The organism is Massilia sp. AB1, assembly GCF_018119385.1.
GTDB lineage: Bacteria > Pseudomonadota > Gammaproteobacteria > Burkholderiales > Burkholderiaceae_D > Telluria.
This window is the reverse complement of sequence record NZ_JAGKSG010000009.1, coordinates 109308-135853: the sequence shown is the minus strand read 5'-3', so window position 1 is coordinate 135853 and position 26546 is coordinate 109308. Positions and strand designations below refer to the sequence as shown.

The window sequence follows — 26546 nt, the reverse complement described above, 5'->3', positions numbered from 1 at the left end:
TAGGATTGCGACCTGTTCCAGCAACTTCTTGAATGTCGAGGCCTTCATCGCTTCCTCCGCCGAGATATGGATCCTCGTTAGACCTCAGCAGTTAAGGAAGATTCAACACTCAACGGTGACAGCGCCAAATAAAACGGCCGGTGAAATTTTCTTTCACCGGCCGTTTTATTTTGGAATTTTATTTCAGCCAGCCACGCCGGCGGAAGTACCACAGCGGTGCGATCGCGCTGGTCACCATCAGCGCCAGGGCGAAGGGATAGCCGAGACGCCAGTTCAGCTCCGGCATCATGGTGAAGTTCATGCCGTACAGGCTGGCGATCAGGGTCGGCGGCAGGAAGGCGACCGAGGCCACCGAGAAGATCTTGATGATCTTGTTCTGGTTGATGTTGATGAAACCGACGGTGGCGTCCATCAGGAAGTTCACCTTATCGAACAGGAAAGACGTGTGGCCGTCCAGCGATTCGATGTCGCGCAGGATCTGGCGCGCCTCTTCGAACTGGTCCGCGTTCAGCAGGCGGCCGCGCATCAGGAAGCTGACCGCGCGGCGCGTGTCCATCATGTTGCGGCGGATGCGGCCGTTCAAGTCTTCCTCGTGCGCGATGGCGTTCAGCGCGGCGGCCGCGTCCTGGTCGGTGAATTCCTTCTGCAGCACGCGGGTCGAGACCTCTTCCAGGCTCTCGTAGATGCCCTCCAGCGCGTCCGCCGAGTACTCGGCGTCGGTCGCGTACAGGTCGAGCAGCACGTCCATGTAGTCTTCGATCGAGCCCGGGCGCGAACGCGCGCGCATGCGCACCAGCCGGAAGACCGGCAGGTCGTCGCTATGCACGGAGAACAGCTTTTTACCGGACAGGATGAACGCGACCGTCACGACCCGCGAAGGGCCGTCCTCTTCTTCGAGCAGGAAGTCGGTGCGCAGGTGCAGGTCGCCGTTCTCGGCTTCGTAGTAACGCGCCGAGGCCTCGATGTCCTGCACTTCGTCCTCGTCCGGCAAGGTCACGCCATAGGCGGTCTTGACCCAGATGCGCTCTTCCTCGGTCGGATCGGTCAGGTCGACCCAGACGGGCGCGACATTCTCGAGATCCTCGCGCGAAGCGATGGTTACCTGGTTCAGTCGGCCATTTTGTAGGACAAATACGTTGATCATGCGCTTTTTCTCGGCCGGGTTCGAAAACTAGCGCAAGTGTAACCGAGAGGCTGCAAACGCGGCCACCCCGTAACGACAATTTCCGAGAGAAAATCGCTCAGCCGGCCTTAAGGCAGGTCGGCGAAGCGCATCTGGCGCTGGATCGCGTTCGTACGGCGCACCAGGTAATTGGTGCTGCGATGCTTGTCGTAGTAGCGCGGGTTCGGCAGCATCACGGCCAGGCGGGCGGCCTGGGCGGACGTCAGGTTGGCCGCCGAGGTCTTGAAATAGTGGCGCGCCGCCGCCTCGGCGCCGAACACGCCGCGGCCGTACTCGACCACGTTCAGGTAGACCTCGAGGATGCGCTTCTTGCTCATCACGGTCTCGAGCATGAAGGTGATCACCATTTCCTGGGCCTTGCGCAGGTAGCTGCGCGAACCGGACAGGAACAGGTTCTTGGCCAGCTGCTGGGTGATGGTCGAGCCGCCGCCCACCACCTTGCTGCGCCGGTTGTTGCGCTCGTAGGCGCGTTCGATCGCTTCCCAGTCCACGCCGCCGTGGTCGCTGAAGTTGGCGTCCTCAGAAGCGACCACCGCGCGCTTCAAATTGTTCGAGATGCGCTCGTAGGGCACCCATTGGTGCTTGAGTTTGGCGTTCGGGTTCTTTTCCTGCAGTTCCGACAGCTGCTGGCGCATGAAGCTGGTCGAGGACGGATTGAACATCGCGTACCAGCACACCATGGCGAAGAAATACAGCTGGATTAACAGCACCAGCAGGATCGGGCCCAGGAAGATCCATTTGACCCAGCGGCGGGAGCCCGCCTTGCGCGCTTTGCTCATCGTTATTCTTATTGACGCATCGATTTCAGGAGGTCCGCCGTATCGGGCCGCACGCCGCGCCAGATGGCGAAGGCCTCGGCGGCCTGCTCCACCAGCATGCCCAGGCCGTCGCGCACCCGCGCGCCGTGGCCGGCGGCAAACTCCATGAATACGGTCGGTTTGTTTCCGTACATCATATCCAATGCCAAGGTGTCTTGGCAAAACACGGACGGCGGGATCGGCGGCACATCCGCGGAGAGGCTGGCCGAGGTGGCGTTGATCACCACGTCGAACACGCCCTCGACCTCGGCGAAGCCGCGCACCGCGATCCGCTCCGCGTAATCGGGAAAATCGCGCGCCAGCGCTTCGGCCGTGGCCAGGGTGCGGTTCGCGATCACCAGTTCGCGCGGCTGTTCCAGCAGCAGCGGCAGCATGGCGCCGCGCGCCGCGCCGCCCGCGCCCAGCATCAGGATGCGCTTGCCTGCGAGCGGCACGCCGGCATTGCGGACGATGTCGGCCACCAGGCCGGGGCCGTCGGTGTTGTCGCCGATGATCTCCCCATCATCGAACACGAGGGTGTTGACGGCGCCGGCCGCGCGGGCGCGATCAAGCAGGCGGGTGGCCAGCTGGAAGGCTTCCAGCTTGAAGGGGACGGTGACGTTGGCGCCGCGATAACCCTCGGCGATCAGGCGGCGCACGGTGGCTTCGAAACCGTCGAGCGGCGCCAGGCAGCGTTCGTAGCTGATGTCCTGGTGCGTGGCCACCGCATAGGCGGCGTGGATCTGGGGCGATTTGCTGTGGGCGATCGGGTTGCCGATCACGCAATACTTGTCGGTCAATGTGTCGCTCACTCAGCGCCTCCGCGCAGTTCTGCCTGCATCTTGTCCTCGCGGGTGAAGCGGAAGCGGGTAACCACTTCCCACAGATCGTCCTTGCCGCGCGAGCGCATGTTGGCCGGGAAGGCGCCGAAGGGCGCGGCGCGGCGCACGATGTCCAGCGCCGCCTTGTCCAGCGCCGCGTTGCCGGAGCTGCGCTCCACGCGCGGGCCGCCGTCCTTCATATAGATGGTCCCGTCCTGGAAGATCGGGATGTAGACCACCAGCTCGCCGTACAGCTTGCGCCCGTTCTGCTGCGGGAAGCTGAGCGTGCCCATTTCCTCGATGCGCTTCTGCATCGCCTTGTAATAGAGGGCGTAGCCGACCTGGCGCGTGCTCGGCGTGATCTGGGTGCGCTTGGGGCGGCGGTTTTCTTCCTCGATGCGCTCGAAGATCTCGGCGGCGGCGCGCGAGATCGCCTTGCTCGTTTCGAGGTTGTCGGCGCCGGTGCGCTGCGGATCGGGCTTGTCCTTTTCCGTGACCGGGGGCGCGGTGAACTGCGAACGGCGCACGCGGGTGAGCACGTCCTGCTGTTGCTGTTCCAGTTCCGCGATGCGGCGCTGCAGGGCCTTGATGCTGTCGCCGTCCTCCACCTTGCGCAGGTCGGGCAGCGGCGACTTGGCGCGGCCTGCTTCGGCGTTGCCGCCGCCGTCCAGGTTGGCCTGGGCCAGGGCGTCGGCCTTGCTCGGGGCCTTGGCGTGCTTGGCGTTGACCAGCACCACTTCCAGCCCCGGGTCGGCCGGCTGCTGGCGGAAGGCTTCCGGCGCGGCGAAGCGCACGGCCAGCAATCCTGCGTGGGCCGCGACGGAGACGGCCAGGGCGATCATCAGGGGACGGTTTTGTTGGAAAGACTTCACGCGCTGCGGGGGGCCGCTGGGGCTGTTGAATCAGGGAATTCAAACATTCTACCGCGCCAGATGGGTCAGCGGGTGGGTGAAGCGTGGGTGCAACAGTTGGGTTTCTGCAGCTGTTTGCTATTTGATAAGAGCGCGGCTTCGGTGGGGAGCTTAGGTTCCGGCCTTCGCCGGAACGACGGATCGAGCGCGCTCGGCAAGCATATGCACGTCGTCCCGGCGAAGGCCGGGAGCCAAGTCAAGCTCTCCCATTCCCGCGCAGCGGGAATCTATTCGGGAATCTATTAAGCGGTGGTGGTCGGATCAGGACTGACCGCCGCCACCACACCTTCCGCCTCGACGACTTCGGCCACCGCCGCCTCGCCCGTATCCTCTTCTTCCTCGAGCACCAGCTCCGCATCCGCCGCCGGCGCAGCCGCCACCTCGAGCAGGCGCGCTTCGAGCGTCAGGTCGACTTCATCCCAGCGCACGATATCCAGGCGCACCTGCGCCCCGCGCGCCACCTGCGGCATGCCCGGCAGGCGCACCACCAGCGGAATCTCGACCAGGCGCACGATCTCGTCCTTCAGCACCACGGCGTCCACATGCTTGGCCTGTTCCTGCCCCAGCCAGCGCAGGCACCAGTAGCGCTCCATGTTCTGCTGGAAGTCGTTGTACGCCGAATACGCCGCGTCAAACGCCGACACGATCGAGAACAAGGTCGCATCCCGGTGCTTGAACGGCGCCACCAGCGGCGCGGTCACGCCATGCTCGGCGCAAGCCAGGATCTGCCACTGGTTCACCAGGTCGGTATAGCGGCGCAGCGGCGAGGTGCTCCATGCGTACTGGTCCACGCCCAGGCCCTGGTGCGGGGCCGCGTGGGTCACCATGCGCACCTGCATCTTGGACGCCCAGCCGCCCGCACCCGGGGTCTGCGAGCGGTAGATGCCCGGCACGCCCGAGTCGTGCAGCAGCTTGCCCCAGGTGCTGTTGGCGAAGATCATCAGCTCGGCCACGATCTTGTCCAGCGGCGCGCCGCGCTTGCGGCGCACGATGCTGACCACGTCGTCTTCCACGTAGAAGTTGAAGTCCACGCGGTTGGCCTGCTCCGGCTTGAGGCCGAAGGCCTCGCGCTTCTTCATGCGGCCCGCCTCCAGCTGCAGGGCCCACTGCCACAGGAAACCCAGTTCCTCCTTGTGTGGGTACTCCCCTTCCCCGTTGGACAGGGTCTCTTCGTTGACCACCGCATCCAGGTCGTTGTGGCGCAGGTTGCTCTTGATCGGCACGCGCTCGGCGCGGGTCACGGTCGAGACCACGGTCCAGTCCTGGGGGTTGAGCACCGCGTACAGCGACAGCGCCGGGCACTCGTTCCCTTCGGCCAGGGTGAAGGCGTCCACCACCTCGTCCGGCAGCATGGTGATCTTATCGCCCGGCATATACACGGTCGACATGCGGCCGCGCGCGATCTTGTCGATGGCGTCGTCCGGACGGATGCCCAGGCCCGGCGCGGCGATGTGGATACCCACGCGCACCGTGCCGTCGTCCAGCCTCACCACCGAGAAGGCGTCGTCGATCTCGGTCGTGGTCACGTCGTCGATCGAGAAGGCGGCCACCTCGGCCAGCGGCAGGTCGCCCGGAGCCTTCGGCACGTCGACGGCCGGGAAGCCGGCGCCGCGCGGGAAGTGCTCGAACAGGAAGCGCGCCATGTGCAGATCCTTCGGCGAGGCCAGGCCGCCATTGCCCAGCATGAGGCGCTGGGCGGTGGTCTGCAGCTCGTCGGCGGCCGCTTCCAGGGCCTTGTATTCGATGGTGTTCTTGTCCGGCTTGAACAGCAGCTGGTGCACCAGGGCCTGCATGGCCTGCGGCAGCTTGCCGGCCTTGAGTTCCTCGACGTATGCGGCCTGGATGAGCGCTTGCTGCTTCTTCTTCTCGATGCCGGCCAGCGCCGCCTTCAGCGATTGCTCCGGCGCGGCCTTGTAGCGCCCGCGGCCCTTCTTATAGAAGTAGATGGGCGCGTTGTGCAGGGCCAGCACCAGGCCGGCGGCTTCCGGCGGCAGCGGCGCATGGCCGAAATACTCGGCGCCCAGCTCGGCGAAGCCGAACTCCTCCTGGCCCGCCACTTCCCACAGGAAGTCGAGATCGACCTCGGCGGCGATGCCCTTGGCCGCGTCCATCAGGGCTTCCGGCTCGTGCTTGTCGAACTGGAGCAGCACATCCTTGGCCTTGACCTTGGTGCGCTTCCCGCTCGGCAGCTCGACCTGGTAGGCCTCGCCCGCGGTCGACAAAACGGTGCCGGCCTTGAAATCGCCCGACTCTTCGAAGAATAGATTCATGTTATTTCGTGTTCTTTAATGGTGCGGACGCCACCAGCTCCAGCACCTCCGGCAAGAATACCTCGGTGACCAGCAGCAGTCCTTGACGGCGGCGATAGACGCAGCGCCGCGCATAGTAAACAGTCTCTTTCAGGCCGCCGGCCGCGGCGCGCACGCGCTCGACCAGCGGATGGCCCGCGCGCAGGCGCGCGAACTCCAGTTGCCCCCGCTCGACCTTGGGGTCGTAGAACAGGGTCGTTCCCAGCGAGCGCTCGCCCAGCGCCGAAAACAGCGGCCAGTCGCTCGCGCTGCAGTGGCGCGGCACGACGGTGTGGCCGAAGACCACCGGCCGGCCGTCGCATTCGAGCAGCACTTCGCGCTCCCACACCTTCTCCGGGCGCGGCAGGCCGATGGCGCGCGCCTCGTCGGGCAGGCAGAGGGCGCTGTTCTGGTGCAGGCGGTGCACCCGGAAACGCTCGCTGTGCGCGATCAGGCGCGCGGTCAGCGAGCCTTTGGTGGTCAGCCAATCTTCCATCCGGCTTGGCGCGCGCACGGCGAGGACGTGCGGCTGCCAGGCCGCAAGGCGCAAAGAACCGCCCCTCACTGCACCGCGCCCGCTGACATCAATTGCGGATTACAGAATGCCAGTACCTCGTCCACATACTCCGGGAATTCCGGGATCGCATGGTCGCTGCCCTGGATCACATGCTGGCGCGCGCCCGCATAGTGGGCCACCATGTCGCGGTAGTCGAGCACTTCGTCGCCGGTCGCGGCCAGCAGGAAGTAGCGCTCGGGCTTCGTGATCTTTTCCACGCGCAGCCCGGCCAGCTCGCCGATGTATTCCTGCTTGAACTCGAAGGGTTCATCCGAGTGCCAGGCAGTCGTGACGCCGACGTGCTTTTCCAGGTTCTTCAGGGGATTCACCGCCGGGTTGATCAAGACCGCCGGCACGTCCAGGCGTTCCGCCAGCCAGGTGGCATAAAAGCCGCCCAGCGAGGAACCGACGATGGACAGGTCGTGCGGCGCATGGCGTTCGGCCAGCAGCAGGGCGAGTTCCATCGCCTCCTTCGGCGAGGCCGGCAGTTGCGGGCAGATCAGCTCATGCGCCCGTCCCAGCTCTTCCAATCTCTTCTGCACCACGCGCGCCTTGAAGGAACGCGGCGAGGAACGGAATCCGTGCAAATACAAAATCATGGAGCCAGGGCGTCGAGCAGTTTCTGGTGCACGCCGCCGAAGCCGCCGTTGCTCATCACGAGGATGTGGTCGCCCGGCTGGGCTGCCTGCACCACGGCCTGGACCAGGTAGTCGAGCTGGTCGAAGCTGTGGGCGATCGCGCCCAGCGGTTTCAGGGCGTCGGCCAGCGACCAGCCCAGCGCCTGCTGGCTGCCGAAGCCGAACACCAGGTCGGCGTCCTTCAGGCTGCCCGGCAGCGCATCCTTCATCGCGCCCAGCTTCATGGTGTTCGAGCGCGGCTCCAGCACGGCCAGGATGCGGCCGCTGGTGCCAATCTTCTGGCGCAGGCCGCCCACGGTGGTGGCGATCGCGGTCGGATGGTGGGCGAAGTCGTCGTAGACGGTCACGTTGTTGACCACGCCGCGCACTTCCATGCGGCGCTTGACGCTCTGGAAGCGCGACAGCGAATCGATGGCCTGGGCGGCCGGCACGCCGACGTGGCGCGCGGCGGCGATCGCGGCCATGGCATTCGAACGGTTATGGTGGCCGGTCAGTTCCCAGTGCACGGTGCCCTGCATCTCGCCCGGTCCGCCGCCGCGGTTGAAGAGCACGTCGAAGCTGCTGCCGCCCGGGTGCTCGATCAGGCTCCAGTTCACGCCTTCGGCCGCGCCGAACGTTTCCTTCTCGCTCCAGCAGCCGCGCTTGAGCACGCGGGCCAGCGAGGCTTCGTCGCCGTTGACGACCAGGCGGCCGACGCCCGGCACGGTGCGCACCAGGTGGTGGAACTGGGTTTCGATGGCGCCGATGTCCGGGAAGATGTCGGCGTGGTCGTACTCGAGGTTGTTCAGCACCGCCGTCTTGGCGTGGTAGTGCACGAACTTGCTGCGCTTGTCGAAGAAGGCGGTGTCGTACTCGTCCGCCTCGATCACGAAGAAGTCGGACGGCTTGTCGCCGTGCAGGCGCGCCGAGATGCCGAAGTTCATCGGCACGCCGCCGATCAGGAAACCCGGCGCATAACCGGCGTCTTCCAGGATCCAGGCCAGCATCGAGGTGGTCGTGGTCTTGCCGTGCGTGCCGGCCACGGCCAGCACCCATTTATTACGCAGGATGTGCTCGCCGATCCATTGCGGGCCGGATACATATGGCAGGCCGCGGTTCAGGATCTCTTCGATCAGCGGATTGCCACGGGTCATGACATTACCGATCACATACAGGTCGGGATTCAGCGAGACCTGTTCCGGGCCATACCCCTGGATCAATTCAATGCCCTGGGCTTCAAGCTGGGTGCTCATCGGCGGGTAGACGTTGGCGTCGCAGCCCGTCACGCGGTGGCCGGCTTCCTTGGCCAGGACCGCCAGGCCGCCCATGAAAGTTCCGCAAATACCAAGAATATGAATGTGCATGGCAAGTAATGTCCGTTTGGCGAATACGCGATTCTACCCGAGCCGCCGTCATTTTCCGTTCAGAGTATGATTGGCCTCATGATGATGCCGACTCAGAACAACGATCTCCTCCAGTTGCGCGCCGAGATCGCCCTCACGGCCGCGCGCATGATTGCCCAGGATGGCGCCGACTACGCGACGGCAAGGCGCAAGGCGGCGCGCCAGGTCCTCGGCGTCGACGATCCCAAGCCCAATATGATGCCGGACGACGGCCAGATCGAGGACGAGGTGCGCAAGTACCTGGCCCTGTTCGGCGGCCCCGAGCATGGCGAACGCCTGGGCAGCCTGCGCGCCACCGCCCTGCAGGTGATGGACGCCCTCTCCGAATTCCGCCCTTATCTTACTGGCGCCGTGCTCAACGGCACGGCGGGCGAGCACGACGCAATCCACCTGCAATTGTTCGCGGACAGCGCCAAGGAAGTAGAGATCTATTTACTGAATCGCAATGTTAATATTGAGATCTCGGAAACCCCGCACTTCAAGGGGGGCCGCCATGCGCCGGTCGAGACCGTGAGCTTCACGTGGGGCAAGGAAGATGTCCACGCCGAGCTCTACGAGTTCCACGACTTGCGCGGCGCCCTCAAGCCGAGAGCCGACGGCCGCCTGCAGCGGGTCGACGCGGATGGGCTGCGCGCCCTCTTGAAGACCGACGGGAATACGGACGAGACTCTGGAACAGGACGAATGAACAAGAAACACATGGCCGCCTACGCGGCCGTCGCCGCCATGTTCGGCGTGATGGGCGCGCTCGTGGCCATCAACAAGAAAGAACCTTCCCCGCAGACCACGGCCTATGCCCCGACCGGCGGCAAGCCGCACACTGCCGTGGGCCAGCTGTTCGCGCAATCGCTCAACGACCTCGAGGGCAAGCCGCAGGCGCTGTCCCAGTGGCAGGGCAAGCCGCTGCTGGTGAACTTCTGGGCTACCTGGTGCGCGCCCTGCGTACAGGAAATGCCGGAACTCTCGGCCCTGGCGGGCGAGGACGGCGGCAAGCGTTTCAACGTGATCGGCATCGGCATCGATTCGCCGTCGGCCATGGCCGAATTCGCCACGAAACTGAAGATTTCCTATCCTTTATATGTGGGTGGCATGGGCGGCACCGAGCTGTCGCGCGGCTTCGGCAATACCGCGGGCGGCCTGCCCTATACCGTGCTGATCGGCGCGGATGGCCAGGTACGCAAGACTTACCTGGGCAAACTGAAGTTCGACGAATTGCGCGCCGATCTCGCCAAACTGAACGGATAATCCCGAAGAAGCGCGCAGAAAAAGCCGTCAATACAAACACTTATCGAACGGTCGTACGATTCCATCTTCGGCGAAACTGCGTTTATCCACGGATAATTTTACCGCTTGCCAATAGCTGAGCTTGGCGGCACAATGCCTGACTTTCGGGCAACCAGACTCCTTATGATGGCAAAAAAGCTACTGCTGCTTAACGGCCCCAACCTCAATTTATTGGGGACCCGGGAGCCGGCGGTGTACGGCGCGACCACCCTCGCCGACATCGAGAAGGCAGCGGCGGACCAGGCCCGGGCGGCAGGCGCGAGCATCGCCTGCTTCCAGAGCAACCATGAAGGAGCCCTGATCGACCGCATCCATGCCGCCCGCGAGGAAGGCGTGGACGCCATCGTCATCAATCCTGGCGGCCTGACCCATACCAGCGTAGCCCTGCGCGATGCGCTTGCTGCGGTGGCGATTCCGTTCGTGGAGGTGCATATTTCGAATATTCATCAACGCGAAGCCTTCCGGCACCATTCGTATTTGTCGGCCATCGCGCGCGGCGTGATTTGCGGACTGGGACCGGACGGATATCGGTTTGCCATCGACTTCGCACTTAAATAGCGTTAATCTACGTCAACTTCATGTATCAGCGGCCGCGCGGCCACCACCTTCGCGCCGGCCTGCTCTCTTAAAACGAATAATTCCAAGGGGTTTCACATGGATCTACGAAAACTCAAGACTTTGATCGACCTGGTCGCTGAATCGGACATCGCCGAACTGGAAGTGACCGAAGGCGAAAGCAAGGTTCGCATCGTCAAGTCGTCCGCAATCCCGCAGAATCAAATGGTGGTCATGCCGCCGCAGGGCGTGCAGCATTTCGCCGCTCCGGCACAGCACGCAGCCCAGGCTGCGGCCCCGGCGGCAGCTCCGGCCGCACCGGCCGTCGCCGCCGAACCGAGCGGCCACGTGGTCAAGTCGCCGATGGTCGGCACCTTCTACCGTTCGTCGGCGCCGGGCGCTCCGGCCTTCGTCGAAGTCGGCCAGAACATCAAGGAAGGCGACACCCTGTGCATCATCGAAGCGATGAAGCTCCTGAATGAAATCGACGCCGACGTGGCTGGCGTTGTCACCAAGATCCTCGTGGAAAACGGCCAACCGGTCGAATTCGGCCAGCCGCTGTTCGTGATCGGCTAATCCAGCCCGGCCCGGCGGCATTCCCGGCCGCCAGCTCATCCATGTCGTGTCCGGCGCTTGCTTGATAGCCGCGCCGGTTTTCACTGAAACACCGAACCTACCATGTTTGAAAAAATCCTCATCGCCAACCGTGGTGAAATCGCGCTGCGTATCCAGCGCGCCTGCCGCGAGCTGGGCATCAAGACGGTTGTCGTTCACTCCGAGGCCGACAAGGACGCCAAGTACGTGAAGCTGGCGGACGAATCCGTCTGCATCGGCCCGGCGCAGTCGACGCTCAGCTACCTGAACATGCCGGCGATCATCAGCGCGGCCGAAGTCACCGACGCCGAAGCGATCCACCCGGGCTACGGCTTCCTGTCCGAGAACGCCGACTTCGCCGAGCGCGTGGAAAAATCGGGCTTCGTCTTCATCGGCCCGCGTCCGGAATCGATCCGCCTGATGGGCGACAAGGTGTCGGCGAAGCAGGCCATGATCAAGGCCGGCGTGCCTTGCGTGCCGGGCTCGGACGGCGCCCTGTCGGACGATCCGAAGGAAATCATCCAGACCGCGCGCAAGATCGGCTACCCGGTCATCATCAAGGCGGCCGGCGGCGGCGGCGGCCGCGGCATGCGCGTGGTGCATACCGAAGCGGCCCTGCTGAACGCGGTCCAGATGACCAAGACCGAAGCCGGCACCGCTTTCGGCAATCCGGAAGTCTATATGGAGAAGTTCCTGGAAAATCCGCGCCACGTGGAGATCCAGATCCTCGCCGACGAACACAAGAACGCCGTCTGGCTGGGCGAACGCGACTGCTCGATGCAGCGCCGCCACCAGAAGGTCATCGAAGAAGCGCCGGCGCCGGGCATCCCGCGCAAGCTGATCGAGAAGATCGGCGACCGCTGCGCCGAAGCCTGCCGCAAGATCGGCTACCGCGGCGCGGGCACCTTCGAATTCCTGTACGAGAACGGCGAGTTCTACTTCATCGAGATGAACACCCGTGTCCAGGTCGAGCACCCGGTCACCGAGATGATCACCGGCGTCGACATCGTCCAGGAACAGATCCGCATCGCCTGCGGCGAGAAGCTGCGCTTCCGCCAGCGCGACATCATGCTGTCGGGCCACGCGATCGAGTGCCGCATCAACGCGGAAGACCCGTTCAAGTTCACCCCGTCGCCAGGCCGCATCACCGGCTGGCACCCGCCGGGCGGCCCTGGCATCCGCGTCGATTCGCACTCGTATGCGGGTTACTATGTGCCACCTCATTACGACTCGATGATCGGCAAGGTAATTTCTTACGGTGCCACTCGCGAGCAGGCGATCCGCCGCATGCAAATCGCGCTCTCCGAAATGGTGGTCGAAGGTATTCTTACCAACATCCCGCTGCACCGCGAGCTGATGGTGGATGCGCGCTTCATCGAAGGCGGCACCAACATCCACTACCTGGAGCACAAGCTGGCTTCCAAGCCGGACCTGCCGAAGGAAACCGCGATCGGCGCCAAATCGGAAAGCAAGGCATAAGCATGAGCTGGACTGAAGTCGTCATCGAGATCGCCCGCGAGCACGCGGAAGCGCTGTCCGACGCCCTGATGGAGGCGGGCGCGCTGTCGGTCTCGGTCGAAGACGCCGACGAAGGCACCGAGGCCGAGAAGCCTCTGTTCGGCGAGCCGGGCATGGAGCCGAAAGAGGCCGCCTGGGACCGCAGCCGCGTGGTGGCGCTCACTGACACGGACGCGGACCAGTTCTCGATCGTCCAGGAAGCCGCCAACGCGATCCAGCTGCCGGTCGTCCCGTCCTTCACCACCCGCGCGGTGGCGGACGCCGACTGGGTGCGCCTGACCCAATCGCAGTTCGAGCCCATCCACATCGGCAAGAACATCTGGGTCGTGCCGAGCTGGCACGAGGCGCCGGACCCGAACGGGCTCATCCTCGAGCTCGATCCCGGCCTGGCCTTCGGCACCGGCAGCCACCCGACCACCCGCCTGTGCATGGAATGGCTGGAAGCCCATCCGGCGCCGGGCAAGTCGGTGCTGGACTACGGCTGCGGCTCGGGCATCCTGGCGATGGTCGCCAAGAAGCTGGGCGCGGACGACGTGGCCGGGGTCGACATCGACCCGCAAGCCATCGAATCGGCGCGCGCCAATGCCGAGCGCAACAAGGTCGCCATCGACTACTACCTGCCGGACGCGTTTGCCGCCGCGCCGAACGAGCGCCATGCCAAGGGCCAGTTCGACATCGTGGTGGCCAACATCCTGTCGAGCCCATTGAAGCTGATGGCGCCGATGCTGTCCGGCCGCGTGGCGCCGGGCGGATCGCTGATCCTGTCGGGCGTGCTGGCGCGCCAGGCCGAGGAAGTGGCCGCCGCCTACGCACCTTTCATCAAGCTGGGCGTCTGGGCCGAGCAGGACGGCTGGGTCGCCCTTCACGGGACGCTCGGCCAGGACACTCTACCCGCGCCGCGCTCCGCCCCAGGCGGCTGACGCATGGCGCTGGCCACCCAATGCCCCCACTGCGGCACGATGTTCCGTGTCGCCGCGGACCAGCTCAAGCTGCGCGGGGGCATCGTGCGCTGCGGCGCCTGCCAGCAAGTCTTCGACGGTAACAAGGGGCTGGTCGATCTCTCGGCCGCCCCGCCCGTCCCTGCTCCGCCAGCTCCGGTGGACCAGGTTCCCGCAGCACCCGCTCCCGAACCGTTTCCTGCTCCGGCTTCCGCTCCGGCTCCCGAAGCCGACGAGCAGCCCGCGCCCGTCGAGGCCCGGGACGAGGATGGCGTTCCCATCTACACCCTCGAATTCGACCGCACCTTCTCGCCCTTCGGCATCATTCCGAAGGTGAGCGCGGAAGAGCAGGCGCATCACATTGCGCATCACGTCGAAGATGCTCCACCGGAGCCGGAACGCGAAACCCCGCCTGCCGAAACGCCGGCGGAAGAACCCGAACGGCCGGCGGAGCCGATCATTCCCGAGACGCCCGAAACTCCGGCATCCGAGCCGGCCCCGGTTGAGACCTCCGTTGCGGCGCCAGTAGCTGCGCAGGCGGCTGCCGAGGCCGACGGCGGCGACACGGCGGTGCTCGACCTGCCGGTCGACGAGGAACTGGTGGCCGCGCCGCCGCCCGACGTCCACGACGAATCCGTGGAAGCGCCGAAGCCGTCGCGCCGAGCCGTCGCGGAAGACGCGCCTCCCCTGCTGCTGCGCGAATCCTCCGGCGGCCAGGCGCCGTTCCAGCCGCCGCCTCCGCCGCCCAAGACCCCGCGCGCCCGCGCCGCCGAGTCGCGCGCGCGCCGCTCCAAGCTCACGCCGACCAAGATCGAGCCGCCAAAACTGCGCGTGCCGGAATCCGACGAGCCGGAGTTCGTGCGCCGCAGCCGCCAGCGCGAACAGTCCGGCAAGGCCGTGCGCATCGCCCTGGCCGTGGGCAGCGTGCTCCTGCTGCTGGCGCTGGCCACGCAGGCGGCCTATTCCTTCCGCGACACGCTGGCGGCCCGCTATCCGGGCATGCGCCCTGCCCTTACCTCGCTGTGCGGCGTGCTGGGCTGTCAGGTCGGGCTGCCGGCCAACATCGAGAAGCTCGTCATCGAGACGGGCGAACTGACCACCCTGGGCGGCAACGCCTACAGCTACACCACCCTGCTGCGCAACGAAGGCGCGCTGGTGCAGGCCTGGCCGAGCATCGAGCTGACCCTGTCCGACGCGGACGACAAGCCGCTGGTGCGGCGCGTGTTCGGCCCGCGCGATTATCTGCCGCAAAGCGTGCCGGCCAGCTCCGGCATCGCCGCCCGCGCCGAGCAGCCGGTGAGGCTCCACTTCCGGCTGGAGGGCCTGGAGCCGTCCGGCTACCATATCGCCGTTTTCTACCCCTGAAAGTTTTCACACCATGACTCACACCGCCCTGATCTGCGGATCGATCGCGTTCGACAAGATCATGCAGTACCACGGCCGTTTCGCCGAGACCCTGCTGGCCGACCAGCTGCACCGCGTGAACGTTTCCTTCCTGGTGCCGACCCTGCGCACCGAATATGGTGGCTGCTCGGTCAACATCGCCTACAACCTCAAGCTGCTGGGCGGCGATCCGCTGATCATGGGCACCATCGGCCAGGATGGCGGCGACTACCTCGAGCGCCTGGGCAAGCAGGGCATCGCCACCCGCGGCATCCGCACCATCGCCGATGCCTACACCGCGCAGTGCTTCGTGACCGCCGACCAGGACAACAACCAGATCAACGCCTTCCACCCGGGTGCAATGCAGTTCTCGCACGAGAACAGCGTGGCCGAGCAAGGCCCGCTGCGCGTGGCGATCATCTCGCCGGACGGCCGCGACGGCATGATCAAGCACGCCAGGGACTGCGCCGAGCTGGGCGTGCCCGTCATGTTCGATCCGGGCCAGCAGCTGCCGATGTTCTCGGGCGAGGAGCTGATCCGCTTCATCGACCAGGCCAGCTACCTGGCGTGCAACGACTACGAATTCGAGATGGTGATGGACCGTACCGGCCTGACCCTGGCGGATATCGCGGGGCGCCTGGAAGCCCTGATCGTCACGCGCGGCGGCGAAGGTTCGGACATCTACGCGGGCGGCGAGCACCACCGCATCCCGGCGGTGCCGGCGGCCGAGGTGCTGGATCCGACCGGCTGCGGCGACGCATACCGCGCGGGCCTGCTGTACGGGATCGTCAATGGGCTGGACTGGCCGACCAGCGGGCGTATCGCCAGCCTGCTGGGTTCGATCAAGATCGCGCGCCAGGGGGCGCAGAACCACAGCTTTACGAAGGAAGAGTTCGATCAGCGGTTTGAAGCGGCGTTTGGGTACACCTTCCGCTGATCGTTAGGACGCGTTACACGCGTCAACACTAAGCACATAAAACTTGGGTTCCCGCCTTCGCGGGAACCCAAGTTCGTTCTAGAGCCACGCCACTCTCAGCGCAGCTCAGCAATCACATGAACACCTGGCGCAAAATGAACTGAATGATCTGGATAAGCACCAGCGCCACCAGCACCGACAGATCAATCCCCCCAATCGGCGGCACCACACGCCGGATCGGCCGCAAAATCGGCGTATTCAGCGCGTGCACGAAGGGCGCCAGCGGCGCATTCGGATTCACCCAGCTGAAGATCGCATCGATGATCAGGAGCGCCATGAAGCCGTACAGGATCCAGTTCAGGAAGCGGTAGAGCGCCCCCAGCAGCACCATCTCGCCCGTCGCACCGGCCAGCAGCATCACCGAGCTCGCGATCAGCACCATCAGGAAAGCCCCGATCAGGCTGGCCCAGTCATAGCCGCCCATTCCCGGCACCAGGCGCCGCAGCGGCAATACCAGCCAATCCGTCAGGGTGAAGGTGAACTGGCCGATCTGCATCGGCGGACGCACGCGAATTGCCTGCATCCAGAAACGCAGCAGCAGCAGTCCGCCGAGCAGACCGGCGGCGGTATCGACGAGAAACTGAAGAATAGACAGCACAAACACTCCTCAAAAAAAAACCGCTGTGCGAACGATCACACAGCGGTATTTTGCCTGAACCAGGCAGGACTGGCTATGACGCGCGGAACAGCCTGGCTGCCACGCGCCTCATGCCTGCCGGCCTTACGGACGGCTGCTGGTCGGGAAAGGCCATGCGGCCGGAGCCAGCACGGTCTTCGCGGCCGGCGCGGTCGATGCCGGCTTGGCTTCCGCCTTGCCGTCAGCCTTGTTCTCGGCCTTGGCTTCCGGCTTGGCTTCCGCCTTGCCGTCGGCTTTGGTCTCGGCCTTGGTTTCCGGCTTGGCTTCGGCCTTCACTTCCGGCTTGGCTTCAGCTTTCTTGGCGGCCGGCTTGGCTGCAGGCTTGGCTGCGGTCTTGGTGGCAGCAGGCTTGGCGGCAGCAGTCTTGGTCGCGGCAGGCTTGGCGGCAGCGGTCTTGGTGGCAGCGGCCTTGGCCGGAGCAGCAGCTTTCTTGGCGGCCGGTTTAGCAGCTGCTTTGGTAGCGGTTGCTTTCTTGGCTGCCGGTTTAGCAGCTGCCTTGGTAGCGGTCGCCTTCTTAGCTGCCGGTTTGGCGGCGGCTTTCTTGGCTGCCGGCTTGGCGGCGGCTTTGGTCGCGGTCGCTTTTTTTGCTGCCGGCTTAGCTGCTGCCTTGGTTGCGGTCGCTTTCTTCGCTGCCGGTTTTGCTGCGGCTTTTTTAGCAGCCGGTTTCGCGGCGGCTTTTTTAGCTGCCGGCTTTACTGCCGACTTTGCAGCGCTGGCCTTTTTGGCTGCCGGCTTGGCGGCTGCCTTTTTAGCTGCCGGCTTTGCTGCGGCTTTTTTAGCTGCCGGCTTGGCAGCGGCCTTTTTAGCTGCTGGCTTGGCGGCGGCTTTCTTTGCTGCCGGCTTGGCGGCGGCTTTGGTCGCGGTCGCTTTCTTGGCTGCCGGTTTAGCGGCTGCTTTGGTGGCGGTCGCTTTCTTCGCTACCGGTTTTGCTGCGGCTTTGGTCGCGGTTTTCTTTGCCGCCGGTTTTGCTGCGGCTTTCTTTGCTGCAGGTTTTGCGGCTGCTTTGGTAGCGGTCGCTTTTTTCGCTGCCGGTTTTGCAGCAGCTTTGGTTGCGGTCGCTTTCTTCGCTACCGGCTTGGCTGCCGATTTTGCAGCGGTTTTCTTTGCTGCCGGTTTTGCGGCTGCCTTGGTGGCGGTCGACTTGGCGGCGGTCTTGGTTGCTGCAGCTTTCTTGGCTGCCGGCTTGGCTGCCGGTTTAGCTGCCGACTTCGCTGCCGGTTTAGCCGCTGCCTTGGTAGCGGTGGCTTTCTTAGCTGCCGGTTTCTCTGCTGCGGTCTTCGCGCTCGCCTTCGTCGACGACGAAGGCGCGCTCTTTGCTGCTGCCTTTGCTGCTGGTTTCTTAGCGGTTGCCATTTTTTTTCTCCTTCATCTGCGATGAAAATTACGCTCGAGGTTGAAACCCGCCAGGTCACTTCCATGTCCCGGCGAATTATTCATCGGCCCAAACCAAAACGATTTACGCCAATGAATCCGGCACCGGCTGAACTGCTGCAACTCCTCATCGTTGCAGCACTTCAGCCAACGTCGACAGGTCACCGTCCATTTGCGTTTCACATCGCTACCCTTGCGGGCGCGAAAAGAAAAAGCCGCCTTGCCTGAACTGAAGGTCAGGCAGTGCGGCTTGTTCTTTTCGCTTCGCTTACGTGCATACCGAGTGGATCAGCGTCCTATTATTGATCGATTATGTGTGCGGATGCCCGCGACAATAACACATGTTCTCGTTTTGACAAATTCAATCACGTAAAGTACACGAAAACTTTGTGAGTTCGCAACCGATAGACCGCAAAAAATCGCTGCGATTCGCATCGATGCGCGACCAGATGTGAGATCACGCACACAAAAAAATCGCAGTCACATCGATTCGCTTTTCAAACGCTCGACGAACCAGCGGCCCGCAGGTCCCGGCGGCTGGTCCTTCAAATAGATTGCGTGCATCGAGAAGCCTGCGCCGAGCAGCGGATGGACTTCGAGCTCGATGCGCACCAGCGCGCCGCGCGCGAGATCGCCCTCGACCATGTGCAGCGGCATCGATCCCCATCCCATGCCGGCGCGCAGGAAGGCATGCTTGGCGCCGAGATCCGCGAGCCGCCATACCTGCGGCGACAGCACCCCGTAGTTGCGCCCCTCGGTCAGTGTCGAGCGATCGGTGAGCACGAGCTGCACGTGTTTCGCGGCCTCGGCGCGCAGCACCTTGCGCCTGGCCGCGGCGAGCGGATGACCGGGCGCCGCGACCACGACCGAAGGCACCGCGAGCAGGTATTCGGATGCGCACTCGGTCGGCACCTCGGGCAGCGAACCGATCACCGCGATACGGCAGCGGCCGTCGAGCAGCGGCTGCACCACCGCGCCGAGCGCTTCGACATACAGGCGCAGCGGCGTGGTGGGAAAGCGATCGTGGAAGTCCTTCACGGCGGCGGTGAGCGTCTCGATGGGGAACATGACGTCGACCGCGACCGCGAGTTCGGCCTCGAGTCCCTGCGCGAGCGTGCGCGCCCTGGCCTTGAACGCATCCATGCCGTCGGCCGCATGGCGCGCTTCTTCGAGCAGCGCGCGGCCCGCTTCCGTCAATTGCGGATAGCGGCCGCTGCGATCGAACAGCGCGAAGCCCACCTGCAGTTCGAGATTGGCGAGCGTGTGGCTCACCACCGATTGCGCGCGGCGCAGCTTGCGGCCCGCGGCGGAGAAGCTGCCTTCGTCGGCTGCGGCGATAAACGTGCGCAGCTGGTCCATGGACATCCCGTCGAGCATCTATCGTCCCCATCGATACAAGTCATCGAATTATATAGGCTTCCTGGATCGGTCTCCTCTGCCTAAGATGGGATCCATGCACTCCACGAACGGGTGCTCGAACCAGCGAACACTCAACGACAGACACGAAAGGAACGATCATGAACACCACCCTGAACAACAGCGCCAACCAGTCCGCCATCCCGACCATCGGCCGCATCCTGATGGCCGCCATCTTCCTCGTCAGCGGCGTCGGCAAGGCGCTCGCGCCGGCCGGGACCATCGGCTACATCGAGTCGGCGGGCCTGCCCTTCGCCACGCTCGGCCTGGTGGCGGCGGTAGTCATCGAAGTGGGTGGCGGCGCGATGCTGGCGCTCGGCATCAAGACGCGCCTGGTGGCCGCGCTGCTGGCGGCGTTCTCGGTGGTGACGGGCCTGGTGTTCCACAGCGCGGTGGGTGACCAGAACCAGCTGATCCATCTGATGAAGAACATCGCGATGGCTGGTGGTTTGCTGCAGGTGGTGGCTTTCGGTGCGGGTGCGTACAGCGTCGATGCGGCGAGCAGCCGTAAGGGTGCGACTCAGCTTGCGTAAGCCACAGTATATGAACGTCGTTCCGGCGAAGGCCGGAACCTAAGTTTAGCGTCCACACTGCTCACGCCAACTTGGGCCCCGGCCTTCGCCGGGGCGACGGTTTTTAGGCTACCCCTCCGTAATCCGCAGCATGTCCATCTTGCACAGCCACGCCAGGCCGCGCAGCAAGGTCGGACGATCCCAGCGCCCCAGCGTATCGATCAGCTCCTCGACCTGCATCGGCCGCGGCCCGATGGCGCCGAAGATCAGCCCGAACTCTTCCAGGGTCGGCAGCGACGACGCCGCGAAGCGGTTGATCGCCAGCTCGCGGTAGGCGCGCACCAGCGCCAGCGAGGCATCCGGCTTCAATTCCACCAGCGAGGCCGCCGTCAGCAAGCGCGTCGGGTAATTGGCGAACAGACGGAAAGGATCCGGCCGGTCCGGCGCATGGTCCGGCAGCGGCGGCGTGAGCAAGGGATCGGCGCGGCGCCGCTCCGCCAGCTCGTCGAACAGCTCGCAGTAGCGCACCAGGATGGCGCTCCAGTCGAACTCCTGCCTGGCCCGCGCGCGCCCGCTCTCGCCCATGCGGCGGCGCAGCCCTTCATCGCGGATCAAGCTGCCGTAGGCCTGGGCCAGGCCGGCGCCGTCCACCGCCACCGCCTGGCTGGTGTGGCCGCAGTACATGTCGAAGCTGTCCACCCCGTCGTCGTAGCGCATCGCCAGGTCGCCGCCCGCGCCGGGCCCGGGCATGATGGCCGGGATGCGGTAGCCGTCGACGCCGTCGCGCACCGTGTCGCGGTAGCCGTTCCAGTCCGACACCACGCAGGGCAGCCCGGCCGCCATGGCCTCGGCCGGCGTCAGGCCGAAGGTTTCCTGGATGTTGTCCGAGAGCGAGGTGAAGATGTCGGCGGCGGCCCAGGCGTCGCGCTTGCGCTCCGCATCCCGCCCGTCCAGCTCGACCAGCCGGATTGAAGGACAGAGCAGCGCCGCCGCTTCGCGGAAGGCCGTCCCGATCGCTTCGCTGGCGAACCAGCCGCACAGGATCAGGTGCACCTTCTTCCCGCCCTTGTCCGCGCGCTCGAGCGCCGCGAACATCTGCTGGGGATGGGACTTGGCGTGCAGCGACAGCCGCCCCAGGAACAGCACCGCGACTTCGTCCGGCCCGATGCCGAGGCGGGCGCGGGCGTCCACCCGCTGCGCCTCGCCGGCCTGCAGCTCGGCGCAGTGCACGCCCAGCGGAATCAAAGGCAGCTGCGGCAGCTCGAAGCGGGTCGCGCCCAAGCGCGCGGCCAGATAAGCGGCCTGCTCCTCGATCAGCACGCGCACGCTGTCGCGCACCACGCGCGAGGTGCAGACGATGGCGTCCCAGGCGCGCACCGGCGCCACCAGCAGGTCGGCCACCATGCTCATCATGTCGTGGCTGGCGGTGGTGTGGGCGACGCCGCACAGGCTGTACTGGCGCTCGCCCGCCTGCAGGCGCCGCCAGGCCAGGCGCTCGATGCCGGGGCCGGGGTGGTAGAGGCAGCCGAAATGCGCCAGCTCCTCGGGCGCGGACGGCGCGATCCAGCGCGTCAGGCCCCGGTAACCGTCCGCGCGCAGCGCCGCGTCGAAGGCGTCCGCATAGGGCCTCCCGGCGGCGAAGCAGCCGACTTCGGCCAGGCTGTCCGCCTGCGCGACCGCGCGCAGCAGCCCGACGCCGGCCGCCTGCCGGCCCATCAGCTTTTGCCCGGCGACGGAAAATGCCTCGGGCAGGTAGTGCAGTGCAAAGCGGTCGGTCATGCCCTCTCCTGGGTTTGCGGGAAGCCGCAGGCTTGTAGGGATCATAAGGTTTCCGCCGTCCGGGTGGCGCGAGCATGGCGACGGGCCTTGCCGCATCGGCAAGCAGGTGCAGCACCGCTTGTCGTCAGCCAGCCACAGACCGGCCGTCACATCTGTCCGCCGCAGGGAAAGTTCATCAATCCCATGGCGGCTGGCAGGACAAGCCGCTACACTCCCCAAGCGGCCTCATCCCTGCCGCCGTCCGTACCGCGAGCCCGCCGTCCCGCCTCGCCGCTCCCTTCCCTTTTAGACCACCTTCCTGCAGAGGCCTGCCTTGGCTACGTCCATCGTTTCCGTTTCGTTTTCCAATGGTTTTGTCGGTAACGCGACAAAAAACAATGAGTCGTCCGCGTCGTCCTACCTGACCGCGCTGGGCTGGTCCAACTTCCAGTTCCAGCAGGCGACCACCACCGGGCAGTTCGGCGGCAGCCAGGGCAACGACCTATCGGGCACGCTCCTGATCACGGACGCGGCGGGCGTCCAGCACCGGATCGACGGCGTGATCAACTGGCGCGCGCCCAGCGGCGCAGTGAGCACCATCGTGTTCTACGCGACCGGGAACACAAACCGCGTGCTGGCCACCAACAGCGGCACCTACACGATCGACCCGAACACGGAAGCCAACGGCGACCCGCATACCTTCATCGGCATGACCTTCAACGGCCAGGCCCTGGCCATCAGCAACGACGGCAAGGTCACCGGCAACGCCGCGACCTCCGGCCTGCTGGCCGCGCTCAACACCTACCTGGCGGCCCAGCCCCAGCTGAGCGTGGGCGACGCGGTGGTCAACGAGGCCGACGGCACGGCCTACGTCACCGTCACGCTCAACAAGACCAGCACCGACACCATCACGGTCAGGTACAGCACCGAGAACGGCAGCGCCACCGCCGGCACCGACTACGCGGCGGCCAGCGGCACGCTGACGTTCGCGCCGGGCGAAACCAGCAAGCAGATTGCGGTGTCCCTGATCGACAACGCCGTCGCCGACGGCGCGCGCACCGCCACCGTGGTGCTGAGCGACAGCCGCCTGGCGGCGATCACCGACAACACCGGCGTGGTGATCATCAACGACAACGACGGCGCCCCTGGCGCCACGGTCGCCCGCGTACTGGCGGAAGACGCCCTGAACAGCGGCGCCAACCCGGCCGACAGCAGCGTGGTCGAGGGCGGCTCCCTGGTATACACGGTCACCCTGAACGGCAGCGGCGGCGAGCACACCCTGCTGATCGGCGGCACGGCGGGCGCAAGCGACCGCGGCGCGATCGGCTTCAGCAACGGCGTCGCGTGGAAGAATGGCGACCCGGCCACCGGCATCGTGGTGGTGCCGGCCGGCGTCGGCAGCTTCCGGATCACGCTCGCCACCCATGACGACAGCGAGATCGAGAACGCCGAGACGGTGGTCGTCACCGTCGGCGGCGTGGCCGCCACCGGCACCGTCACCGACAACGACAGCCAGGGCGTCACCACGGCGATCGCCGAGGACGCCCTGCACAGCGGCGCCTCCCCGGTCGATGCCAGCGTGGTCGAAGGCGCCAGCCTGCTGGTCACGGTGGCGCTCAACGGCGCCAGCCCCACCCCGGTGGAACATGCGCTGACGGTGGGCGGCAGCGCCGGCGCACTGGACGTCGGCAGCTTCGTGTTCAGCAATAACGTGGCCTGGAAGAACAATAATCTGGCGAGCGGCATCGTCGTGGTCCCGGCCGGCGTGGCCGGTTTCACCATTCTGGTGCCGACCCTTGACGACAGCGAGGTCGAAAACGCGGAAAGCCTGGTGCTGAACGTGGGCGGCGTGGCCGCCACCGGCACCATCACCGATAACGACAGCATCGGCGTGAGCGCGGTGCTGGCCGAGGACGCGGCCAATGCCGGCGCCATTCCGCTGGACAGCGCCGTCATCGAAGGCGCGGCCCTGCAGTACACCGTCACCCTGAGCGCCGCCGGCCCCTACCCGCTGGAACTCAGCCTGGCGCTGGGCGGCAGCGCCGACGCCACCGACCTGGGCGCCATCAGCTTCAGCGACGGCGTCGCCTGGAAGAATGGCGATCCGGGCACCGGCCTGCTGGTGGTCCCGGCCGGTATCGGCAGCTTCCGCATCCTGGTAGCGACCGTGGACGACAGCGCCGTCGAGGCGAACGAATCCCTGGTCCTGACCGTGGGCGGAGTGCAGGCCACCGGCACCATCACCGACAACGACGCCGTGAACGTGGCCACCGTGATCGCGGAAGACGCTGGCAACGTCGGCCTGTCGCCGGCCGATTCGAGCATCGTCGAGGGCGGCATCCTGCGCTACAGCGTGCACCTGAACACCGCCACCATCGCCGCCACCGAGTTCACGCTCGCGGTCGGCGGCACCCTGGCTGCTTCCGAGCTGGCCGGCATCGTGTTCAGCGACGGCGTGACCTGGAAAAACAACGATCCGCTCAGCGGCATCGTGGTGGTGCCGTCCGGCGTGGGCAGCTTCAAGGTGACCGTGGGCGTCTTCGACGACGCCGAGATCGAGCTCACCGAATCGCTGGCCCTCACCGTCGGCGGTGTCATGGCCTCCGGCACCGTCACCGACAACGACAGCCAGAGCATCGCCAGCCTGGTGGCCGAGGACAGCGCCCACCTCGGCGCCACCCCGGTCGACAGCAGCGTGGTCGAAGGCACGGCCCTGCTGTTCACCGCGCGCCTCAACAGCGCCAGCCCGGCGCCCACCGAGTTCACCCTGAGTCTGGGCGGCAGCGCATCAAACGCCGACCTGGGCCAGATCGTCTTCAGCGCCGGCGTGGCCTGGAAGAACGGCAACCCGGCGAGCGGCATCATCGTGGTGCCGCCGGGCGTGATCGGCTTCACCGCCACCCTGCCGACCGTGGACGACGCCCTGATCGAAGCCACCGAAAGCGCCATCATGAGCATCGGCGGCGTGGCCGCAAGCGGCACCATCGCCGACAACGACAGCCTGAACGTGGTCTCGGTGGTGGCCGAAGATGCCGCCAACCTGGGCCAGAACCCCTTCGATTCCGTGGTGACCGAGGGCGCCACCCTGCTGTATACCGTCACGCTCAACGGCGCGGCGGTGGCGCCGGCCGAGTTCAGCCTGGTGCTGGGCGGCACCGCGTCCGCCAGCGACCTGGGCGCGCTGGTCTTCAGCAACGGCGTGAGCTGGAAGAATGGCGATCCGGCGACCGGCATCGTGGTGATCCCGGCCGGTGTGGCCGGCTTCACGGCCACCCTGGCGACCGTGGACGACAGCCTGGTCGAATCCTCGGAAAGCGCGCTGCTGTCCGTCAACGGCGTGCATGCGACCGGCACCGTGGTGGACAACGACTCCCTGCCGCCGGTGGTGCAGCCTCCGGTCGTACAGCCTCCAGTGGTGCAGCCCCCGGCCCTGCAGACCGGCCTGGATCCAGACACCGACGACGGCGCCAGCAACACCGACGCCGTCACCAGCATGCGCACCCCTGAGTTCAGCGTCGCCGCCGGCCAGCTGCTCACCGCGGGCGGCAGCGTGCGCCTGCTGGCGCCGAACGGCGCCGTGGTCGGCACCAGCGCCGTCACCGCCGCCGACATCGCCGCCGGCAAGATCAACGTGGCCCCGGGCGCCCTGGATGACGGCGTGTATACATATACCGTGCAGATCATGGACGCCAGCGGCCAGGTGGTCGGCTCGGCGCCGGTGAGCGTGACCATCGTCACCGACCGCGACGGCGTCATGCCCTCGGTCGAACTGGCCGCCTACAACGGCGACTACAACAAGGACGGTGTGCTCGACTGGCAACAGAACGGCGTCGCCCTGCTGCCCCTGGGATCGCTGGCCGACTTCGCCAAGGGCGTCAACGCTCCGCTGTCCTCCTTCGGCGCCGTGATCGCCGGCTCGGTGAGCGGCGAACTGGACGCCGTCCAGCTCACCAGCGGCGCCCAGTTGCGCGACCTGAGCCTGACCGACTTGCCGGCCGCGCTGCCGCAGGAGCAGCGCGCGGCCTCGCCGGTGTTCAACTTTACCGTCACCGCCGCCGAAGGCGTGGCCGGCCTGCCCGATCTCGCCCCGAACCGCGCCGGCCTGCAGACCCGCGTGGTGATCGAACTGGGCCAGACGGGCGTGGCCTCGAACGACTTCCTCAAGTTCGACAAGGCCAGCGGCGCCTGGTACAGCTTCCTGGACGACCAGGATCTGGCCACCTTCGACGACGGCGCCACCCTGGTGGACCTGAACAACGACGGTCGCGTGGACCGCATTGTGATCACCCTGACCGACGGCGCGCGCGGCGACGAGGACGGCATCGTCAACGGCGTCATCGTCGACCCGGGCCTGCTGTCCTTCGACAAGACCTTGCCGGACCAGGTGTACAGCGTGCGCATGGCAAACGGCGAGCTGTATTACACCGGCGACGTCAAGGACGCCATGAGCCACGCCAGCGGCACCGGCAACGTGTTCCAGGGCGTGGTCTTCGATTCCATGGTCGGAGCGCCGAGCGGCAAGCACGCGTCGGCCTATTACCAGCCCTTCACCCAGGACACCACCTTCGCCATCGACGGCGGCGCCATGCCCTACGCCTGCTACGAGCTGGTCAAGGGCTCGCCGGGCTTCACGGTCCTGGGCGCCAACAGCGGCCTTGGGGTCAACGTGAACCTGTACCAGGACGCCTTGGGCCGCACCGAGCTGGCGACCGTGGCCCAGGCGGCCCAGCTGGGCCTGGGCGCCAAGGGCTACGCCAACCGTGGCGCGGTGTTCAGCGCCACCATGGATAATGCCTTCACGTTCGACGCGGAAGGCTACCTGATCGCCAACCACGACAACGCCTCGGTGCAGGCCCTGGTCCAGCAGCTGGCGGCGACCTACCAGTCGACCAGCGCGGCCGGCTTCATCGACGCGGTCGAACAAAATTACTTCCAGCAAATCCAGCTGGTCGGTGTCGCCCACGGCACCGCGGCCACTGCCGCGGACCTGAACGCGATGTTCGGCACCGGTTTCGGTATCTAAGGAGGA

23 protein-coding genes are annotated in these 26546 nt (G+C 65.8%); 11 read left to right on the top strand and 12 right to left on the bottom strand.

Annotated elements, in window-relative coordinates; translation table 11 throughout:
• Positions 1 to 178: 178 nt before the first annotated feature.
• The 8 genes from corA to mpl all read right to left on the bottom strand — a co-directional run bounded on the left by corA (position 179) and on the right by mpl (position 8537).
• Complete coding sequence (gene corA / locus J8847_RS08090) at positions 179 to 1144, bottom strand: magnesium/cobalt transporter CorA (protein ID WP_211524169.1); 966 nt, start codon at positions 1142 to 1144, stop codon at positions 179 to 181.
• A 107-nt stretch (positions 1145 to 1251) separates the two neighbouring features.
• Positions 1252 to 1962: a monofunctional biosynthetic peptidoglycan transglycosylase gene (gene mtgA / locus J8847_RS08085; protein ID WP_211524168.1), complete on the bottom strand. Its 711-nt coding sequence runs from the start codon at positions 1960 to 1962 to the stop codon at positions 1252 to 1254.
• 8 nt (positions 1963 to 1970) lie between these two features.
• On the bottom strand, positions 1971 to 2792 hold the full coding sequence (gene aroE, locus J8847_RS08080) for a shikimate dehydrogenase (RefSeq protein ID WP_373999859.1): 822 nt from the start codon (positions 2790 to 2792) through the stop codon (positions 1971 to 1973).
• The gene (locus J8847_RS08075) at positions 2789 to 3643 is read right to left on the bottom strand and encodes a TonB family protein (RefSeq protein ID WP_211524181.1); all 855 of its coding nucleotides are present in this window, start codon (positions 3641 to 3643) and stop codon (positions 2789 to 2791) included. The genes aroE and J8847_RS08075 overlap by 4 nt, the downstream gene beginning before the upstream one ends.
• 311 nt (positions 3644 to 3954) lie before the next feature.
• Positions 3955 to 5982: an RNB domain-containing ribonuclease gene (locus tag J8847_RS08070; protein ID WP_211524167.1), complete on the bottom strand. Its 2028-nt coding sequence runs from the start codon at positions 5980 to 5982 to the stop codon at positions 3955 to 3957.
• 1 nt (position 5983) lies between these two features.
• A complete protein-coding gene (locus J8847_RS08065; RefSeq protein ID WP_211524166.1) occupies positions 5984 to 6565 on the bottom strand; it encodes a chorismate lyase in 582 nt (193 codons plus the stop codon).
• Positions 6562 to 7155, bottom strand: coding sequence for a YqiA/YcfP family alpha/beta fold hydrolase (locus J8847_RS08060; protein ID WP_211524165.1), 594 nt, complete (start codon positions 7153 to 7155; stop codon positions 6562 to 6564). The genes J8847_RS08065 and J8847_RS08060 overlap by 4 nt, the downstream gene beginning before the upstream one ends.
• Positions 7152 to 8537, bottom strand: coding sequence for a UDP-N-acetylmuramate:L-alanyl-gamma-D-glutamyl-meso-diaminopimelate ligase (mpl, locus tag J8847_RS08055; RefSeq protein WP_211524164.1), 1386 nt, complete (start codon positions 8535 to 8537; stop codon positions 7152 to 7154). The genes J8847_RS08060 and mpl overlap by 4 nt, the downstream gene beginning before the upstream one ends.
• Positions 8538 to 8618: 81 nt before the next feature.
• Between mpl and J8847_RS08050 the strand changes: the two genes are divergently transcribed.
• From J8847_RS08050 to J8847_RS08015, 8 genes are all read left to right on the top strand, one after another.
• Positions 8619 to 9263: a hypothetical protein gene (locus tag J8847_RS08050; protein ID WP_211524180.1), complete on the top strand. Its 645-nt coding sequence runs from the start codon at positions 8619 to 8621 to the stop codon at positions 9261 to 9263.
• On the top strand, positions 9260 to 9820 hold the full coding sequence (locus J8847_RS08045; RefSeq protein WP_211524163.1) for a TlpA disulfide reductase family protein: 561 nt from the start codon (positions 9260 to 9262) through the stop codon (positions 9818 to 9820). The genes J8847_RS08050 and J8847_RS08045 overlap by 4 nt, the downstream gene beginning before the upstream one ends.
• Positions 9821 to 9985: 165 nt before the next feature.
• Positions 9986 to 10417 carry a type II 3-dehydroquinate dehydratase gene (gene aroQ, locus J8847_RS08040; RefSeq protein ID WP_211524179.1) on the top strand — a complete coding sequence of 144 codons (432 nt, stop codon included), beginning with the start codon at positions 9986 to 9988 and terminating at the stop codon, positions 10415 to 10417.
• Positions 10418 to 10513: 96 nt separating this feature from the next.
• Entirely contained in the window at positions 10514 to 10990 is a 477-nt protein-coding gene (gene accB, locus J8847_RS08035) for an acetyl-CoA carboxylase biotin carboxyl carrier protein (protein WP_211524162.1), read from the top strand.
• Positions 10991 to 11092: 102 nt separating this feature from the next.
• Positions 11093 to 12487, top strand: a complete 1395-nt coding sequence (gene accC, locus J8847_RS08030; protein ID WP_211524161.1) for an acetyl-CoA carboxylase biotin carboxylase subunit — start codon at positions 11093 to 11095, stop codon at positions 12485 to 12487.
• 2 nt (positions 12488 to 12489) lie between these two features.
• Entirely contained in the window at positions 12490 to 13446 is a 957-nt protein-coding gene (prmA, locus tag J8847_RS08025) for a 50S ribosomal protein L11 methyltransferase (RefSeq protein ID WP_211524160.1), read from the top strand.
• A 3-nt stretch (positions 13447 to 13449) separates the two neighbouring features.
• Entirely contained in the window at positions 13450 to 14829 is a 1380-nt protein-coding gene (locus tag J8847_RS08020; protein WP_211524159.1) for a DUF3426 domain-containing protein, read from the top strand.
• Positions 14830 to 14842: 13 nt separating this feature from the next.
• The gene (locus tag J8847_RS08015; RefSeq protein ID WP_211524158.1) at positions 14843 to 15784 is read left to right on the top strand and encodes a carbohydrate kinase family protein; all 942 of its coding nucleotides are present in this window, start codon (positions 14843 to 14845) and stop codon (positions 15782 to 15784) included.
• 112 nt (positions 15785 to 15896) lie between these two features.
• Here J8847_RS08015 and J8847_RS08010 read toward each other — a convergent pair whose 3' ends face one another.
• Positions 15897 to 16421, bottom strand: a complete 525-nt coding sequence (locus J8847_RS08010; protein WP_211524157.1) for a YggT family protein — start codon at positions 16419 to 16421, stop codon at positions 15897 to 15899.
• A gap of 123 nt (positions 16422 to 16544) precedes the next feature.
• On the bottom strand, positions 16545 to 17813 hold the full coding sequence (locus tag J8847_RS08005; RefSeq protein ID WP_211524156.1) for a transcriptional regulator: 1269 nt from the start codon (positions 17811 to 17813) through the stop codon (positions 16545 to 16547).
• A gap of 21 nt (positions 17814 to 17834) precedes the next feature.
• On the opposite strand from J8847_RS08005, the gene J8847_RS08000 reads away from it, so the two are divergent.
• Positions 17835 to 18059: a hypothetical protein gene (locus tag J8847_RS08000; protein ID WP_211524155.1), complete on the top strand. Its 225-nt coding sequence runs from the start codon at positions 17835 to 17837 to the stop codon at positions 18057 to 18059.
• Between the two features lie 252 nt (positions 18060 to 18311).
• Here J8847_RS08000 and J8847_RS07995 read toward each other — a convergent pair whose 3' ends face one another.
• Positions 18312 to 19208 carry a LysR family transcriptional regulator gene (locus J8847_RS07995; protein ID WP_211524154.1) on the bottom strand — a complete coding sequence of 299 codons (897 nt, stop codon included), beginning with the start codon at positions 19206 to 19208 and terminating at the stop codon, positions 18312 to 18314.
• A 140-nt stretch (positions 19209 to 19348) separates the two neighbouring features.
• Here J8847_RS07995 and J8847_RS07990 point away from each other — a divergent pair, with 140 nt between their 5' ends.
• A complete protein-coding gene (locus J8847_RS07990; protein WP_211524153.1) occupies positions 19349 to 19780 on the top strand; it encodes a DoxX family protein in 432 nt (143 codons plus the stop codon).
• Positions 19781 to 19888: 108 nt separating this feature from the next.
• Here the strand turns inward: J8847_RS07990 and J8847_RS07985 are convergent, their stop codons facing one another.
• Positions 19889 to 21538, bottom strand: a complete 1650-nt coding sequence (locus tag J8847_RS07985) for a glycosyltransferase family 4 protein (RefSeq protein ID WP_211524152.1) — start codon at positions 21536 to 21538, stop codon at positions 19889 to 19891.
• 313 nt (positions 21539 to 21851) lie between these two features.
• Here J8847_RS07985 and J8847_RS07980 point away from each other — a divergent pair, with 313 nt between their 5' ends.
• Entirely contained in the window at positions 21852 to 26540 is a 4689-nt protein-coding gene (locus tag J8847_RS07980) for a Calx-beta domain-containing protein (protein ID WP_211524151.1), read from the top strand.
• Positions 26541 to 26546: the final 6 nt, after the last annotated feature.